We start from the raw sequence: 16648 nt of genomic DNA, 5'->3' as shown, positions 1-16648 counted from the left end.
TATTGTGAACTATTTCACAAATATTTTTTACGAATTTTTGTCTACATGTTTTATCAAACTATTTAACTAAAAAGTAGTTGACGAAAACGCTGTCATGTTTTATGATGAAAGCGTATTCTCAATCTGAATAAGCGGGATTGTGACTGGTAAAGCAGGCAAGACCTAAAATTTGCGAAATGAAAAAAGGATCACTGTGTCCTTTATTCGTTGGCGAATTTTAGGTCTTTTTTGTTTAAATAAAAGGGGGAGAAACAGATGGATTACAAAGAGACTGCAAAACGCCTCATTGAGCTTCTCGGAGGGAAAGATAACATTATCAGCGCGGCTCATTGTGCAACAAGACTGCGTTTAGTGATGAAAGATGAATCAAAGATAGATCAAGCACAGGTTGAAGAACTTGATGGTGTCAAAGGGGCCTTCAGCAGCTCTGGCCAATACCAGATCATTTTCGGAACAGGCCTTGTGAATAAAGTATTCGATGCTTTTTCTAAAGAAGCTGATATTGAGCGTGAGGAACACGTCAATCATCAGGATGCGGCAAAAGAAAAGCTGAATCCCGCTGCGAGATTTGCGAAAACGCTTTCTAATATTTTTGTCCCAATCATTCCGGCTATTGTAGCCAGCGGCCTATTAATGGGCTTGCTGGGTATGATCAATGCGTTTCATTGGATGAGCAAGGATTCTGCGGTTTTTCAGCTGCTTGATATGTTTTCAAGTGCAGCATTCATTTTCTTGCCGATTCTAATTGGAGTAAGCGCTTCAAAAGAATTTGGCAGCAACCCATACTTGGGAGCGGTCATTGGGGGAATCATGATTCATCCAAACCTTTTGAATCCATGGGGTTTGGCTGAAGCGACACCTGATTATATGCATCTTTTCGGATTGGATATCGCGCTTCTAGGCTATCAGGGAACTGTCATCCCTGTTCTGCTGGCGGTTTATGTAATGAGCAAGGTAGAGAAATGGACAAGAAAAGTGGTTCCGCATGCGGTAGATTTGCTTGTTACACCTTTTGTTACTGTAATTGTCACCGGGTTTGTTGCTTTTATCGCGATTGGGCCTCTGGGAAGAGCCCTTGGCTCCGGGATTACGGTTGCTTTAACTTATGTGTATGACCATGCCGGTTTTGTTGCAGGGTTGATTTTCGGGGGCACGTATTCACTCATCGTGCTGACAGGTGTTCATCACAGCTTCCATGCGATTGAGGCGGGGCTAATTGCGGATATAGGAAAAAACTACTTGCTGCCGATCTGGTCAATGGCGAATGTCGCACAGGGCGGGGCCGGCCTTGCCGTCTTCTTTATGGCCAAAAAAGCAAAGACAAAAGAAATCGCGCTTCCGGCAGCATTTTCCGCTTTTCTCGGCATTACTGAGCCCGTCATATTCGGAGTTAACCTTCGCTACCGAAAACCGTTTATCGCCGCGATGATCGGAGGCGCATTGGGCGGTGCTTATGTCGTCTTTACTCATGTTGCTGCAAACGCTTATGGGTTAACGGGTATTCCGATGATCGCCATTGCTGCACCGTTTGGCATGGGCAACTTGATCAACTATCTGATTGGAATGGCCATTGCGGCAGTGTCATCGTTCATTGCAGCATTTGTCATGAAGATCAATGAGGATGAGGGGAGAAAAAAATGACAGCACATGATCAGGAGCTTCGTCGCCGGGCTTATGAAGAGGTGGAGAAAAAAGAGCCTATCGCTGACAGCGATCCGCATCGCCAGCATTTTCACATCATGCCGCCGGTTGGGCTGCTGAATGATCCGAATGGCGTGATTTATTGGAAGGGCACCTATCATGTATTCTTTCAGTGGCAGCCGTTTCAGACGGGGCACGGCGCGAAATTTTGGGGGCATTATACGACACAGGATGTTGTGAATTGGAAGCGGGAAGACATTGCGCTCGCTCCGAGTGATTGGTTCGATAAAAACGGCTGCTACTCGGGCAGCGCTATTCCGAAAGATGATCAGCTCTATCTGTTTTACACAGGAAATGTCAGGGACCAGGAGGGAAATCGGGAAACGTATCAATGCCTTGCTGTTTCTGACGACGGGCTGTCTTTTGAGAAAAAGGGTGTTGTCGCCCGCCTTCCGGAAGGATACACGCCCCATTTTCGCGACCCAAAGGTATGGGAGCATGAAGGTACATGGTATATGGTGATTGGTGCGCAAACGGAAAATTTGAAAGGGCAGGCTGTATTGTTTGCTTCTGATAACCTGACAGAGTGGCGGTTCCTTGGCCCGATAACTGGCACGGGATTCAACGGGTTGGACGATTTTGGATACATGTGGGAATGCCCTGATTTGTTTACCCTTCAAGGATCCGACGTGCTGATTGTCTCGCCTCAAGGGCTTGAGGCTGACGATTTCCTTTATCAGAACGTGTACCAGTCAGGTTATTTTGTCGGGCGTCTCGATTATAACAAGCCTGAACTGAAGCATGGTGATTTTAGGGAGCTTGATCAAGGTTTTGATTTTTACGCGCCGCAAACACTTGAAGATGATCAGGGCAGACGAATTTTGTTTGCATGGATGGCTGTGCCTGACCAGGATGAAGGATCTCATCCGACGATTGACTATCACTGGATTCACTGCATGACGCTGCCGAGACAGCTGACAATATCAGGCGAGAAGCTGATTCAGCAGCCGCTGCCTGAGCTGAAAGCCATGCGCAGAAACGAGAAGAAATTACAAATCCACATGCACGAATCATCTGGCACACTTCCAGTGGAAAACGCTGAAAGAGCTGAGATCTTGCTGGAAGACATTCATACGGAGTCCGGTTTTTCAATCAGTATCCGCGGAACGGCTTCGTTTTCCTTCCATAAAGACGAGGGGATTGTTACGCTGGAACGGACGAGCTTCGACGGAAAAAGAACAGAGTCGAGACATTGCCGCATCAAGGATTTGCATACCGTGCACATGTTTATCGACGCATCCTCTGTTGAAATCTTTATCAATAACGGAGAAGAGGTCTTTAGTGCGAGATATTTTCCTTTCCCGGGAAATCATGAAGTAACAGTCAGTTCGACCGGGAAATCTGAAATGAATGTCAGAATTTGGACACTTATGTAGAAAATCCTTCTATTTTCTTATGTGAAATCTAAGCCATCTGTGCTATTCTTCAACGATAACCTACTATTTTTTTCTGTAAAAGGAGTTGTTTTCTTGAATATACATGAACAGAAGATAACACCGGCATGTTTGGAAAAGGCTGCGGACCAAGTTGAAGATAAGCGGGAAGAATATAAGGATGTGCTGCTTCAGCTGAAAAAAATGCTTGGCGGAACAACACCGCACAGTGAAACGGCGGAAATTCTCACGCGGGCATATGAACAAATGAAGGAATATGCACTTTTTGTTCAGTCGATAGAAGCATTTTTGAGGAAATCTGCAAATAATTTAAAAATCAAATAAACAGGCTGCCGAGGGGATCGGCAGTTTTTTCTGTGAAAAGTCTTCGGTGATTTAAAAGCGGCTGCCTCTCAGTAAGGCAGCCGCTTTTTTTATGATTGTTGATTCAGGCGCAGCGCAGAATGCTTCGTAGGTCCGACATACTGGTTTAACGGGAAGGATTCTTTAATGGCAGCTGTGATGAATTCTTTCGCTGCGTAAATGGCTTCTTTGACTTCCGCACCTTTGGCAAGCTCCGCTGTCACGGCTGCTGAGAACGTACAGCCTGCGCCATGTGTATAAGGCGTATCGATCATTTCGCTTTCAAGGACTTCCGCTGTTTCACCGTCATAGAGAACATCAACGGCTTTCTCATGTTTGAGTTTGCCTCCGCCTGTAATGACGACATATTGAGCGCCGAGTGCATGAATTTTTTTCGCGGCTTCGATCATATCGTCAACTGTTTTTAGTTCATCCATGCCGCTGAGCTGGCTGGCTTCAAACAAGTTAGGCGTAATGACAGTGGCTAGCGGAGCCAACTGCTCACGCAGGGCTTGGGCATGCTCTGGATAAAGGACTTCATTAGCACCTTTGCAAACCATAACCGGGTCAATTACCACATTTTTTAATTGTTTTTCTTTGATCGTTTTTGCTGCAAGCTCGATAATGTCAACGGTTGGCAGCATTCCTGTTTTCATGGCGTCCACACCGATGCCGTCCGTAATTGTTGCAAGCTGGGCGCGGATTGTATCCGTATCGATCGGGAATATCTGGTGGTCCCAGCTGTTGTTCGGGTCCATCGCAACGATCACCGTTAAGGCGGTCATCCCGTATACGTTTTTTTCTTGAAATGTTTTTAAATCAGCTTGAATCCCAGCACCGCCGCTGGAATCTGAGCCGGCAATGGTGAGTGCTTTATGCATAGACATGTCTTGAACCTCCATCATGTTTTGTCTTTCATTATAGTTAGATTTTCTCTGTATCACAATATAGAAGGCTTAGCATCTCAAGGTCACCTTTCCTGTTTCAGTAGGATATTCCCACTGATCTCCCGTGCAATATATGTTTTAATAGTACATGACTATGAAAATGAGAAGGAGAGCATCATGAAGATTTCTATCGTAATTGTGACCTATAATCGGATTCCGGCTTTGTGTGAGCTTTTGGAGTCGATTTCCCGCCAGACCTTGAAGCCGTATGAAATTATTATTGTGAATGATGCGGGGGAATCGGTCGTGCCAGTCAAAGCACTGTATCCGGAGCTGCCGATTGCTGTCATCAATTTAGAAAAGAACTCGGGGCATGTGGCTGCGAGAAATGCCGGTGTAAAAGAGGCGTCTGGCGATTGCATTATGCTGTGTGATGATGATGATTTCTTTACGCCAGGGCATGTGGAGAGAATGGCGAAGGAAATAGAAACGGCAGATTTCGTTCATTCTGATGCGGAAATTGTCTCGTTTGAAGAGAAAAACGGAACAAGATATCCTGTTTCACGGAAGCTGTTTGCTTATACCGCAGACTATGAGGATATGAGAGTGTTCTCTACATATGTGCCGTCGGGCAGCATGTACAGACGTTTTTTGCATGATGAAATCGGGTATTTCGATGCTGATGTGCACAATTATTGGGACTGGGATTTTTATTTACGCGCGGCCAAGGATTACCAGGTGAAGCGTGTCCCTTGCGCTAGTGTGATTTATGCCTTCAGTGACGCGGGAGACAATCAGTCTGCGGACCTTGGCGCCAAGCGGAAGCAATATTTGGATCGGTTAAGTGAAAAGCACGGACTCGGAGAGCTGCCGACGAAAAACTTTGCCGTCCTGCTTGAAGAGCCTGAGATGAAAAGGCGGGAAGCAAAAAGTGAAATGGTTTGGGATGGCGAACCTGTTTATTCCAGACTTTATCGTTCGTAAGGAGGCCTGAATCTTGAAACAGCTTTTACAAGACAGCTGGTGGGATCAGCTAAAGGAAGAGTTTGAGAAACCGTATTATCAAGAGCTCAGAGAAATGCTGAAGCAGGAATACGCGGAGCAAACGATTTATCCGGACAGCCGGGATATTTTCAATGCGCTGCATTATACGTCCTATGATGATGTCAAGGTCGTCATTCTGGGGCAAGATCCGTATCACGGGCCTGGACAGGCTCAAGGTTTAAGCTTCTCCGTAAAGCCGGGTGTAAAGCAGCCGCCTTCGTTAAAAAATATTTTTCTTGAGCTGCAGCAGGACATCGGATGCAGCATCCCAAATCACGGATCGCTTGTGAGCTGGGCAAAGCAAGGGGTTCTTTTGCTGAATACTGTGCTGACAGTAAGGCGCGGGCAGGCGAATTCCCATAAGGGAAAAGGCTGGGAGCGTCTGACAGACCGGATTATTGACGTACTGAATGATAGAGAGCGGCCGGTTATCTTTATTTTGTGGGGACGGCATGCTCAAATGAAAAAAGAACGGATCGACACGTCCAAGCATTTTATCATTGAATCAACGCATCCCAGCCCATTTTCTGCAAGAAACGGATTTTTCGGGAGCAGACCGTTTTCCCGGGCGAATGCCTATTTGGAGAAAATGGGAGAGGCACCGATTGATTGGTGTATTAAGGATTTGTAAAAAGCGCAGGTGATCTGCGCTTTTTTATTTGAGTATTTTTCGAATCATTCGCAGCCCGTTTTTGGAGGAAGGATAACGAAATGCGAAGTCGAAGCGGTTCGTTTGTTTGACGATGCTTTTTTTGTGCGTAAACGTGTTAAAGCTGTCAAATCCGTGATAGCTGCCGATGCCGCTTTCCCCGACGCCGCCGAATGGCAAATACGGCGTCGCAACATGCATTAACGTATCATTGACACAGCCTCCGCCAAACGACAGATTCTCTAAAACAGCGCGCTCAGTTTCTTTGTTTGTGGTGAAGAGATACAGGGCGAGCGGCTTTGGGCGCGATTGGACTTTCTCAATGACTTCCCCGATATCACGGTATGTAAAGAGCGGAAGAATCGGCCCGAAAATCTCCTCCTGCATCATTGGAGAGTCATCCTTCACTTGTTCGAGAATGGTCGGCGCAATTTTGTGATGATCAGGATCAGATTGTCCGCCTGTGAGCGGGATGCCATCATTCAGAAAGCTGAGCAGCCGCTGATAGTGCCGTTCACTGACGATTTTCCCGTACTGCGGATTTCGTTCAGGCTGAGGGCCGTAAAATTCTCTGATTGCATGCTTCATTTCTTCCGCCAGCTTCGTTTTGATGTCTTCGTGGACAAATAAATAATCCGGTGCGATGCAGGTTTGTCCCGCATTTGTAAATTTCCCGAAGACGATGCGTTTTGCGGCAAGCCGTATGTCAGCATCCTTATGGACGATGCAGGGGCTTTTTCCGCCGAGCTCCAAGGTTACGGGAATTAATTGTTTGGCGGCGGCCTCCATGACGACTTTTCCCACGGCTACGCTGCCTGTAAAGAAAATGTAGTCAAAGGGCTGCTGTAATAATGCCGTGCTGACGTCGGGCCCGCCTTCTGCCATAGCGACATAATCGGTCGGAAAAACACTGCTGATGAGTTTCGAAAGTGAAGCGGAAACAGCCGGCGTATATTCTGACGGTTTGAGAACGACCGTGTTCCCCGCCGCAATGGCTCCAATCAACGGGGAAAGCGCCAGCTGCAAGGGATAGTTCCAAGGCGCGATCACCAAAACGGTTCCATACGGCTCAGGGATGATGATGCTCTTGGAGCCTAGATGAGTCAGTGGCGTTTTGACTCGTTTCGGCTTGGACCATTTTTTCAGCCGTTTCATGACAAAGCTGATTTCCTCCAAGATGATTCCGATTTCTGTTGAGTACGCTTCTTGCTCAGATTTGTGGAGATCCTGGTAGAGAGCGGCTATGAGATCGGCCTCATGAGTTTTGACGGCTTGTTTCAGCTTCTGCAAAATGTTCAGTCTCGATTCAAGCGGTCTCGTATGTCCCGCTGCAAAATAGGTTTTATGCTTGCTGACGATAGAGGGGATGTTGTTCATTCCGTCCCTCCTTTTTGTAAGGTATGGTGATTTATTATGTGAAAAATTTCTTCTGCTTGTCAATTGCGCAAGGTTTGTCAGAAAAAATAACAAACTCATTTCTGCGTTCGCGGCAGGAATTTGATAAAATGCAGGAAGATAACATTTATTTTTTGGAGGGTGCTTCATGAACATTCATATATCTGCTTTGATTCAAAAGATGGAAGAAGAGCTGAAAAAAGCAAAAACGGCTGAACGAGATGAGGAGCTGAAGCGTTATGTAGCGGTTGTCCGTTCTCTGTGTGATGTCGTGCTTGATCAGCCGGAGACCGCGAGCGCGCCCCGCATACAGCCGAGCGTTACGCCAAGTCCTGCCCCGCCGCCATCGACAGACCAGCTGATGATGGAAAAAATGATGGGGAGCGCGGGATTAAACAAATATCGAAAGCAAGAAAAAGAGAAGCAGGAAGAGGACGGAAACGGAGAGTCTTTATTTGATTTTTAAAGAGAGAGGTTGAGCTTACGTGAAATTGGTTCTTGGCGCGCTGCAATGGACAGCGTTTATCATTGCTGCGGCGATTGTTGTTCCGGTGGCGGTTGCCCAGTCGTTTCATCTGGATCACTCGGATTCTGCGAGATTGATTCAAAGCACTTTTTTTGTACTGGGAATTGCTGCCGTCATTCAGTGTTTGAAAGGCCACAGACTGCCGATCAATGAAAGCCCCGCCGGTTTGTGGTGGGGAGTGTATACGATATACGCAGGGCTGACGGGAACTGTGTTTGCGACATATGGAGACACACTGCGGGGGTTGCAGGGAGCTCTTCTTGTAAGCGCTGTATGTTTCTTTTTGTTAAGTGTTTTCAAGGTCATTGACCGGCTTGCAAAATTGTTTACTCCGGTTGTCACGGGCGTCTATTTATTGCTTCTTGTGATGCAGCTGAGTCAGCCGATTATAAAAGGAATTCTCGGGATCGGCTATCGAAAGGACGGGGTGGACGGTCTTGTATTTGCCCTGGCGCTTGTTGTGATCGCTGCCGCCTTTATGATGACAAATTCGAATATCATGTTTTTTAAGCAATATTCTATTTTATTAGCCTTGTTTGGCGGATGGGTGCTGTTTGCGGCTGCCGGGGCGGCAAAGCCGATTGAAATGCCGGACCGGATGTTTCAGCTGCCATCCCTGTTTCCTTTTGGGACTCCGTTATTTAACAGCGGCCTGATCATTACTTCTATATTTATTACCATCTTGCTGATCGTGAATATGCTGGCGAGCATGAAGGTCGTGGACATCGCCGTGAAAAAATTCAGCAAACAGCCTGATGGAAAGCATCATGAACGCCATGCCGGTTTTGCCGCTTCATTCAGCCATTTGCTTAGCGGCTTGACGGGTGCCATTGCACCGGTTCCGATTTCGGGAGCCGCAGGTTTTATTGAAACAACCAAAATGCCTTCTAAAAAACCGTTTATGCTCGGCAGTATTCTGGTTATCGTGATCAGCGTGATCCCGTTTTTTATGAATACGTTTGCGAGCCTGCCGTCACCCGTGGGATTTGCGGTGAATTTTGTTGTTTTCTCCGCAATGGGCGGTCTGGCCTTTGCCGAATTTGATTCATATGAGAAAGAAGAATTAAAAAGGGTGCGGTCTGTCATCGGCATCTCGCTGCTGACAGGGGTCGGTATCATGTTTGTTCCTGAAACTGCGTTAAAAGGATTGCATCCGGTATTTATTTCTCTGTTAAGCAACGGGCTCGTATTAGGGACGCTTGCTGCAATAGGGGCTGACCAGTTCCAGCTTTGGCGCAGGAGAAAATCCGACAATCTCGTGTCAACGGAGAACAAACATTGAATTTTGATGCAGGTGCGATAAGATAAATGATATGAGTTTAACGAAAAGGCGGGAGAGATAGATGAAAGTTTTTATCATATTAGGGGCCATTAACGCCCTGCTTGCCGTGGGGCTCGGAGCATTTGGCGCTCACGGATTAGAAGGGAAAATACCTGATAAATATCTTCAGGTTTGGCACACAGGCGTGCAGTATCATATGTATCACGCCCTAGGACTTTTCGTTGTCGCGTTTCTGGCAGATAAATTATCCGGCATAGGCAGTGTCACGACAGCCGGATGGCTGATGTTTGCGGGAATTGTGCTGTTCTCCGGAAGCCTATATATTCTAAGTGTGACGCAAATCTCCATTCTTGGCGCGATCACTCCGCTCGGCGGTGTGGCGTTTATTATTTCTTGGATTATGATTGTTGTCGCAGCCGTTAAATATCTCTAAACAAAAAAGCCAATCCTCATCATATGAGTGATTGGCTTTTTTCTTATCTTGGCGAATAGGACGCCATGGAATATGGATACGTATAAGCAATTTCTTCATCAAATGTAATGTAATCGAGGTAGATTGTCAGGAGCAGATAGCGTGTTCCTGATTTCGGGTCGCTGATAATGATGTGGTCCCGGCCCGCTGCTTCGATGACGCCGCGAAAGATCTTCGAGCCCCATTCCTTGCTGTTTTCAAATGTCATATAAATGGTGGCCGTTTTTCCCCGATTCAGTCGCAAAATATTTTCGATGTAAGATTCCTCAACAGGCAGCATGCCGGGAACGCTTTGGCCTGGTGCTGATGGTGTAGGCCCCGAAGGAATTTGAAACCCGCCGCCCTGCTGCTGGCCCGGGAATCCAAATCCCTGCTGTCCTTGCTGTCCCTGCTGCATTGGCATCATTGGCTGCATCCCCATCGTCTGCATTTGTGACCCTTGGCCTTGCTGCGGGTAAGGGTTGGCGCCAAACTGAGGCTGATACCCCTGCATATTATCAAATCCCTGCATTTGCTGGTATTGATTTTTTTTCGGTTTCATATCGTTCCTCCTTTTTATGAAAGCCATTCAAAACATGTTCTGGATGTATAGGTGAACGCTCCGCGATGACTCACCTCCGATGGAAAACGATCTTAGTCGCTGGTGCGATTTTTATCTCTTTCACCTTATGAGGCTGATGCTTGGAATATGCTGAAAAAGAACAGCGGACGGATCAGATTTCACTCTGGGCAGCCGCTGTTTTTCATAGACATACACAAACTTTTCGCATATTGGTTTGTATCCCTAGCGCAACTTGAGCGTAAGCAACATAAGATAACGATAGTTTCAGGTGTGAAGTTCCAAGAAGGAGGTGTAGGATTTGCCGAAAGTATCAGTCATTATGACGAGCTATAACAAAAGCGATTATGTGGCAAAGTCCATTTCTAGCATACTCTCACAAACGTTTTCAGATTTTGAATTGTTTATTATGGATGACAACTCCAATGAAGAGACGCTGAATGTAATCCGTCCTTTTTTGAATGATAACCGAGTGCGTTTTTATCAAAGCGATGTATCTGGAGTAAAGGAAAGAACAGAAAAAACAAGGTACGCGGCACTGATCAATCAGGCAATTGAGATGGCGGAAGGTGAATATATCACCTATGCGACGGATGACAACATCTATATGCCGGACCGGCTCCTGAAAATGGTGCGGGAGCTCGATGCCCATCCTGAAAAGGCTGTGATTTACTCAGCCTCCAAAACCTATCATTTAAACGAGCATCGCGACATTGTAAAAGAAACGGTCAGGCCTGCCGCTCAAGTGACATGGAACGCGCCGTGCGCCATCGATCATTGCTCGGTGATGCACAGATATTCGGTGCTTGAGAAGGTGAAGGAGAAGTTTGGCTCCTATTGGGATGAAAGCCCGGCGTTTTACCGTATAGGAGATGCCCGGTTCTTTTGGAGAGTCAATCATTTTTATCCGTTTTACCCGCTGGATGAGGAGCTGGACCTGAATTATATTACCGACCAATCAATTCACTTTCAGCTGTTTGAATCAGAAAAAAATGAATTTGTCAGGAACCTGCCTCCGCAGCGAAATTGCCGAGAGCTGCGTGAATCATTAAAAAAGCTTGGAATGGGGTGAGAGCTTGTCGGCCTATTTAAGCAATTATTGGGTGCTGTACCGGAAGTATGTCGAGCTTTTTGACAAACTTCGCTACAAAGGGATTCCGCTTGGGCTTATCAGTAATTTTTATCAATACATCAGCCCTGAGCTGAGGGTGATGATGGAAGAAGAACCGGAGTTATTCGGACCGGTGGATCAGCATATTGATGAGGGGCAAATTCAGCCGTTTTTTGAAGAAAGAATCCAAAACATCGTTAAAACAAATGCCGAACCTGTTAAAGGGAAAGTCATTTTGCACTTTGATTACCTGCGTTTTTCAAACGAAAATTACTATCAATTTGATCCTGAAAAAACCGCTGTTCTGGCCAGATGGAGTTTGCCGCATTATTGTGATCTGCCTGTGATTAGCAAGCGGGAGATTGCGGAATCATGCCAAAAAGGCGATTCGAAGCCTTATCTCGAAACAGCCTGTTCGATTCTCGCCCCTTATGATGACCATCCGGCATTTGGTGATCAAGCGTTTCGTGACCGGCTTTTCAAAGACATTCCTTTATTTATAGAAGCCATTGATACAGTTGATGCGCTGTTTGAACAGGAAAAAATTTCAGCAGTTATTGTCGGCACGGCAGAAGATATTTACAGCAGGGTGCTTGCTCTCATGTGTCAAAAGAAAGGGGCCGTCAGCATTTGTCTTCAGCATGGCGCGTTGATGGGAGATGAAGCCTTCATTCCTGTTTTTACAACCTATCAAGCAGTTTTCGGTGCGTATGAAGCAGAGTGGTTCTTACGAAAAGGCTGTAAACCCGAGCAGATTCTAGTAACGGGACATCCCCGCTTCGATCAGATTTTTAACAGAACACCAATGGATATGTCCATATTCTATCGAAAACTTGCTTTTCACCCGTCTAAAAAAATTGTGCTCATTGCCACTCAGCCCTTTTCAGAAGATTTTTATTCCGGTGTGCTGGAAGGGCTTTCTGATCAGAAGCAGCTGCAAATCATCATCAAACCCCACCCGTGGGAAATTGGGAAAAACAAGCTTGATCTGTATCATGCAGCGGCGAAAAAACATCAAGCATGCAGAGTCATCAAAAAGGAGCTCGACCTTTATGACTTGCTGCCGTATGCTGATGCCGCAGTGACGCAAACCTCAACAGTCGGTCTCGAAGCCATGCTGTTTCAAAAGCCTGTGCTGATCGGCAAATCATCCGGAAATCGTTCGTATCCGTACTATGAATCTCTTGGCGATTTTATGTTTGACCAGCCGGATGAACTGGCACACACCTTGGTTGAGGTTCTTCGAAGCCCTGACGTGCATCAAAAAGCGGAAGAGGCGCGTCTAGCATTCATAGCGGCTAATTATCCGGTGGCAGAATCAACAAACGCTTTATTTACGGAACTGAAAGCCAAAACAGGGGTTGATTATAGGCGGGAAGATACTGAATAAAATGATAGGAGCGCAAAGAAATGGTGCAAAAGAGAAATCATTTTCTCCCTTACTCATTGCCGTTAATCGGTAAGGAAGAAATTCAGGAGGTTACTGAAACGCTTGAATCGGGATGGCTCTCCAAAGGCCCGAAGGTTCAGCAGTTTGAAAAAGAGTTTGCCGCATTTGTCGGGGCGAAACACGCCGTGGCGGTGAATTCATGTACCGCAGCTTTATTTTTGGCTTTGAAAGCAAAAGGAATCGGCCCTGGGGACGAGGTCATTACCTCTCCGCTTACGTTCAGCTCGACCGCCAATACGATTATTCATACAGGAGCGACGCCTGTGTTTGCGGACATTGACGAAAACACGCTCAATATTGACCCGGTAAAGCTTGAGGCAGCCGTCACACCGCGAACGAAAGCAGTTGTACCTGTCCACTTTGGCGGGCAGTCCTGCGATATGGATGCGATTTTGGCAATTGCCCAAAAACATGGTTTATTCGTGCTGGAGGATGCGGCGCATGCGGTATATACGACTTATAAGCACAGAATGATCGGTTCGATCGGGGATGCGACGGCATTCAGCTTTTACGCCACCAAAAACCTGGCGACAGGGGAAGGCGGCATGCTCACGACAGATGATGAGGAGCTTGCTGATAAGATTCGGGTGCTAAGCCTTCACGGCATGAGTAAAGCCGCATGGAACCGTTATTCTTCAAATGGCAGCTGGTACTATGAAGTCGAATCGCCCGGCTATAAGATGAATATGTTTGATTTGCAGGCGGCTCTTGGACTTCATCAGCTGAAACGGCTGGATGATATGCAGAAACGGAGAGAAGAGATTGCCGGCCGCTATCAAACCGCTTTTCAGCAGATTCCGGGGCTGATCACACCGTTTGTTCATGATGACGGCAGACACGCCTGGCATTTATATGTTCTGCAAGTTGATGAAAAAAAGGCTGGGGTTACGCGAAGCGAAATGATTACGGCTTTAAAGGATGAATACAATATCGGCACGAGCGTTCATTTTATTCCAGTACACATTCATCCGTATTATCAAAAACAATTTGGATTTAAGGAATCGGACTTCCCGAATGCCATGAATTACTATAAACGAACCCTTTCCCTCCCGCTTTATCCGTCAATGTCTGACGATGATGTACATGATGTCATTGAAGCTGTGCGGGATATCGTAAAAGGGGCTGGTTAAGTGTATACGGTAAAAGAACATGTCTCCAAAGAGGCGATTGAGGAATTTCTCCAAAGCAGACAGCTTACATTGGATGTTCCGTATCAATTTTCCCTCGGCCTTTTTGAAAACAGCAGGCTCCAAGGCGTATTGCTTTACGAAGATTCTTTGTGGGAAAGCAAGGTGCTTCAGAAGAAAGTCATGAATGTCAAACTTCTTGCGGCGAACAGCACCGGGCAGCTGAAGAGGCTGTTTGAAGCTTTTTATTCTGTACGCCAAATGGATGAAACGGATTTTATCTTTGTCCGTGTTCCGGCTGAAGATATCAGAGCCGCGCATGTGATACAGCAACAGCCGTCCTCTTATTTTGTCGGCAGTTTGCTGAAGCTGGCGATGCCTCCGTCTTTTTATGACAAAACCCCGCCATTTTTTGAACTGGGTCCGCCTGAGCCCGGAGACACAGAAGCGATATGTGAGCTGGCCCGAGACTCGTTTACAAAAAGCAGATATTTTCAGGACCCTCATCTCAGCCGCGATGCAGCAAACAACATTTTTCAGGAGTGGACACGAAACAATCTGAATGGAAGGGCGGCGGTTAATATTGTCGCTAAACACAATGGCGAGGTCATCGGCTATCTTCAGGGCTTATCAAGGGATGATGAGTGCATTCTCGATTTGATGGCTGTAAAGCCGGGATTTGAAGGAAAACGTATTGCCTTTCATTTATTGGCGAATCTCATAGAACAACCGGAGACCCAGAAGCATAGAACGGTAACAGCGGGGACGCAGCTTCACAATGTAAGGGCGATCCGCCTTTATGAACGAATGGGCTTCACCGCTGAACAATCGTATTACTATTATCATATTTGGCCGGGCAAGGAGGCGAAATAATGGCAAAGTTTCAGATTGCAAAAAAAACTGTAGGCCATGACGCTCCTGTATTTATTATCGCCGAGGCGGGGATTAATCATGACGGGAAGCTTGATCAGGCTTTTGCGCTGATAGATGCCGCGGCGGAAGCGGGAGCGGATGCCGTGAAATTTCAAATGTTCCAGGCTGATAGGATGTATCAGAAAGATCCTGGTTTGTACAAAACGGCAGCGGGCAAGGACGTCTCTATTTTTTCTTTGGTTCAATCTATGGAAATGCCCGCTGAGTGGATTTCACCGTTATTGGATTACTGCCGCGAAAAGCAGGTAATCTTTTTAAGCACGGTATGTGACGAAGGGTCAGCCGACCTGCTTCAGTCCACCTCGCCGAGCGCTTTTAAAATCGCATCCTATGAAATTAACCATCTCCCGCTGCTCAAATATGTTGCCAGGCTGAACAGGCCGATGATTTTCTCTACAGCCGGAGCTGAAATCTCTGATGTTCACGAAGCTTGGAGCACCATCAGGGCAGAGGGAAACAATCAAATTGCCATAATGCATTGTGTGGCGAAATACCCCGCACCGCCGGAGTACAGCAACCTTAGCGTCATTCCGATGCTTGCCGCCGCTTTTCCTGAGGCGGTGATCGGCTTCTCGGATCATAGCGAGCATCCGACAGAAGCGCCATGTACCGCGGTTCGGCTTGGAGCAAGATTGATAGAAAAGCATTTTACGATCGATAAAAATCTGCCGGGTGCCGACCACTCGTTTGCATTAAATCCAGATGAATTGAAAGAAATGGTCGATGGCATCAGGAAAACGGAGGCTGAGCTGAAACAGGGGATCAAAAAGCCGATCTCTGAAAAACTGCTTGGCAGTTCATACAAAACAACAACCGCCATCGAAGGAGAAATCAGAAAATTTGCATACAGAGGCATTTTTACAACAGCTCCGATTCAAAAAGGTGAGGTCTTTAGTGAAGACAATATCGCAGTGCTTCGGCCCGGACAAAAGCCGCAGGGACTGCACCCGAGATTTTTTGAACTGCTGACCGGCAGTGTTCGGGCTGTAAGAGACATCCCGGCCGACACAGGCATTGTCTGGGATGACATTTTAATGAAGGACAGCCCGTTTCATGAATGACATTCTCTTTATCATTCAAGCGAGAATGGGTTCAACAAGGCTGCCGGGAAAAGTGCTTCGACCGATTGGATCGGATCGTTTACTTGATATTCTCGTTCATCGCGTCCGAAAAAGCGCGTTTTACCAAAAGGATCGGGATAATCTTGTCATTGCCACGTCTGACAAAGAAACCGACGACATATTAGAGGCGCATTGCATCAAACATGGCTATCGCGTTTTCCGCGGGAGCGAAGAACGTGTTCTCGATAGGTTTGTAAAGGTCATAGAGGCTGTCAAACCGTCAGTTATCATCCGGTTAACGGGTGATAATCCGTTTGTTGATCCAGAGCTGCTCGATGTAATGATTAAGTCGCACTTTGATCAAGGCGCGGATTATACGTATCTCCTGAATGCCCCATTAGGGATTTGCGGCGAAGTGGTCAACGCCAACCTGTTAATTGACATCAGCCGTATTCAGGCTTTGGAGGATCAATATCAGGAGCATGTCACGTTATATGTGAGAAATCACCCAGCTCTTTATCACGTCCAGTTTTTAGAAGCACCGGCACGGTTTCGGGCCCCTCAATACCGGTTGACCATTGATACAAAAGAAGACTATGAATTAATAAAGGCCCTCTATCAAAAAGCAGGCGAGCGCCCCGATGTATCAGCCTCTGAGCTCATCAGCATTCTGAACCGAAACTCTGATGCGGCGATCGAACGAGAGGATGACTAG

17 protein-coding genes are annotated in these 16648 nt (G+C 46.7%); 14 read left to right on the top strand and 3 right to left on the bottom strand.

The features are described 5' to 3' along the window. Positions 1-255 precede the first annotated feature (255 nt). From scrA to JQX68_RS19500, 3 genes are all read left to right on the top strand, one after another. Complete coding sequence (gene scrA, locus JQX68_RS19510; protein ID WP_014665833.1) at positions 256-1641, top strand: PTS system sucrose transporter subunit IIBC; 1386 nt, start codon at positions 256-258, stop codon at positions 1639-1641. Continuing rightward, positions 1638-3077, top strand: coding sequence for a sucrose-6-phosphate hydrolase (gene sacA / locus JQX68_RS19505; RefSeq protein WP_147772681.1), 1440 nt, complete (start codon positions 1638-1640; stop codon positions 3075-3077). Before scrA ends, sacA begins: the two co-directional genes overlap by 4 nt. 93 nt (positions 3078-3170) lie before the next feature. Continuing rightward, a complete protein-coding gene (locus JQX68_RS19500; RefSeq protein ID WP_014665831.1) occupies positions 3171-3419 on the top strand; it encodes a hypothetical protein in 249 nt (82 codons plus the stop codon). Positions 3420-3508: 89 nt separating this feature from the next. Here JQX68_RS19500 and JQX68_RS19495 read toward each other — a convergent pair whose 3' ends face one another. Beyond that, the gene (locus JQX68_RS19495) at positions 3509-4324 is read right to left on the bottom strand and encodes a bifunctional hydroxymethylpyrimidine kinase/phosphomethylpyrimidine kinase (protein ID WP_147772680.1); all 816 of its coding nucleotides are present in this window, start codon (positions 4322-4324) and stop codon (positions 3509-3511) included. 177 nt (positions 4325-4501) lie between these two features. Between JQX68_RS19495 and JQX68_RS19490 the strand changes: the two genes are divergently transcribed. Both JQX68_RS19490 and JQX68_RS19485 read left to right on the top strand, forming a co-directional pair. Beyond that, positions 4502-5308: a glycosyltransferase family 2 protein gene (locus JQX68_RS19490; protein WP_147772679.1), complete on the top strand. Its 807-nt coding sequence runs from the start codon at positions 4502-4504 to the stop codon at positions 5306-5308. Between the two features lie 13 nt (positions 5309-5321). Then, positions 5322-5999: a uracil-DNA glycosylase gene (locus JQX68_RS19485; protein WP_147772678.1), complete on the top strand. Its 678-nt coding sequence runs from the start codon at positions 5322-5324 to the stop codon at positions 5997-5999. Positions 6000-6023: 24 nt separating this feature from the next. On the opposite strand, the gene JQX68_RS19480 is transcribed toward JQX68_RS19485, so the two are convergent. Next, positions 6024-7394 carry an aldehyde dehydrogenase gene (locus tag JQX68_RS19480; protein ID WP_147772677.1) on the bottom strand — a complete coding sequence of 457 codons (1371 nt, stop codon included), beginning with the start codon at positions 7392-7394 and terminating at the stop codon, positions 6024-6026. Positions 7395-7560: 166 nt separating this feature from the next. Between JQX68_RS19480 and JQX68_RS19475 the strand changes: the two genes are divergently transcribed. The 3 genes from JQX68_RS19475 (at position 7561) to JQX68_RS19465 (ending at position 9653) form a co-directional block, all read left to right on the top strand. Beyond that, complete coding sequence (locus JQX68_RS19475; protein WP_014665825.1) at positions 7561-7878, top strand: YwdI family protein; 318 nt, start codon at positions 7561-7563, stop codon at positions 7876-7878. A 19-nt stretch (positions 7879-7897) separates the two neighbouring features. Continuing rightward, the gene (locus JQX68_RS19470) at positions 7898-9220 is read left to right on the top strand and encodes a purine/pyrimidine permease (protein WP_136653905.1); all 1323 of its coding nucleotides are present in this window, start codon (positions 7898-7900) and stop codon (positions 9218-9220) included. Positions 9221-9281: 61 nt separating this feature from the next. After that, positions 9282-9653 (top strand): DUF423 domain-containing protein, encoded by a 372-nt coding sequence (locus tag JQX68_RS19465; protein ID WP_003227446.1) that lies wholly within the window; start codon positions 9282-9284, stop codon positions 9651-9653. 43 nt (positions 9654-9696) lie between these two features. Here the strand turns inward: JQX68_RS19465 and gerQ are convergent, their stop codons facing one another. Beyond that, positions 9697-10233 carry a spore coat protein GerQ gene (gene gerQ / locus JQX68_RS19460; protein ID WP_014665822.1) on the bottom strand — a complete coding sequence of 179 codons (537 nt, stop codon included), beginning with the start codon at positions 10231-10233 and terminating at the stop codon, positions 9697-9699. 319 nt (positions 10234-10552) lie between these two features. Here gerQ and spsA point away from each other — a divergent pair, with 319 nt between their 5' ends. The 6 genes from spsA to JQX68_RS19430 are packed head-to-tail and all read left to right on the top strand — an operon-like array spanning position 10553 to position 16648. After that, positions 10553-11323, top strand: coding sequence for a spore coat dTDP-glycosyltransferase SpsA (gene spsA / locus JQX68_RS19455; RefSeq protein ID WP_136653904.1), 771 nt, complete (start codon positions 10553-10555; stop codon positions 11321-11323). Positions 11324-11327: 4 nt separating this feature from the next. Further along, the gene (locus JQX68_RS19450; RefSeq protein WP_205440395.1) at positions 11328-12752 is read left to right on the top strand and encodes a CDP-glycerol glycerophosphotransferase family protein; all 1425 of its coding nucleotides are present in this window, start codon (positions 11328-11330) and stop codon (positions 12750-12752) included. 20 nt (positions 12753-12772) lie between these two features. After that, positions 12773-13942 carry a DegT/DnrJ/EryC1/StrS family aminotransferase gene (locus tag JQX68_RS19445; RefSeq protein WP_014665817.1) on the top strand — a complete coding sequence of 390 codons (1170 nt, stop codon included), beginning with the start codon at positions 12773-12775 and terminating at the stop codon, positions 13940-13942. Continuing rightward, the gene (locus JQX68_RS19440) at positions 13943-14812 is read left to right on the top strand and encodes a GNAT family N-acetyltransferase (protein ID WP_172641014.1); all 870 of its coding nucleotides are present in this window, start codon (positions 13943-13945) and stop codon (positions 14810-14812) included. It abuts the gene before it with no gap. Beyond that, positions 14812-15933 (top strand): N-acetylneuraminate synthase family protein, encoded by a 1122-nt coding sequence (locus JQX68_RS19435; RefSeq protein WP_205440394.1) that lies wholly within the window; start codon positions 14812-14814, stop codon positions 15931-15933. The genes JQX68_RS19440 and JQX68_RS19435 overlap by 1 nt, the downstream gene beginning before the upstream one ends. Further along, complete coding sequence (locus tag JQX68_RS19430) at positions 15926-16648, top strand: glycosyltransferase family protein (protein ID WP_205440393.1); 723 nt, start codon at positions 15926-15928, stop codon at positions 16646-16648. Before JQX68_RS19435 ends, JQX68_RS19430 begins: the two co-directional genes overlap by 8 nt.

This window comes from Bacillus sp. LJBS06, from assembly GCF_016924995.1.
GTDB lineage: Bacteria > Bacillota > Bacilli > Bacillales > Bacillaceae > Bacillus > Bacillus stercoris.
The sequence above is the reverse complement of the archived record's forward strand: the minus strand, read 5'-3'. Positions and strand labels throughout refer to the sequence as shown.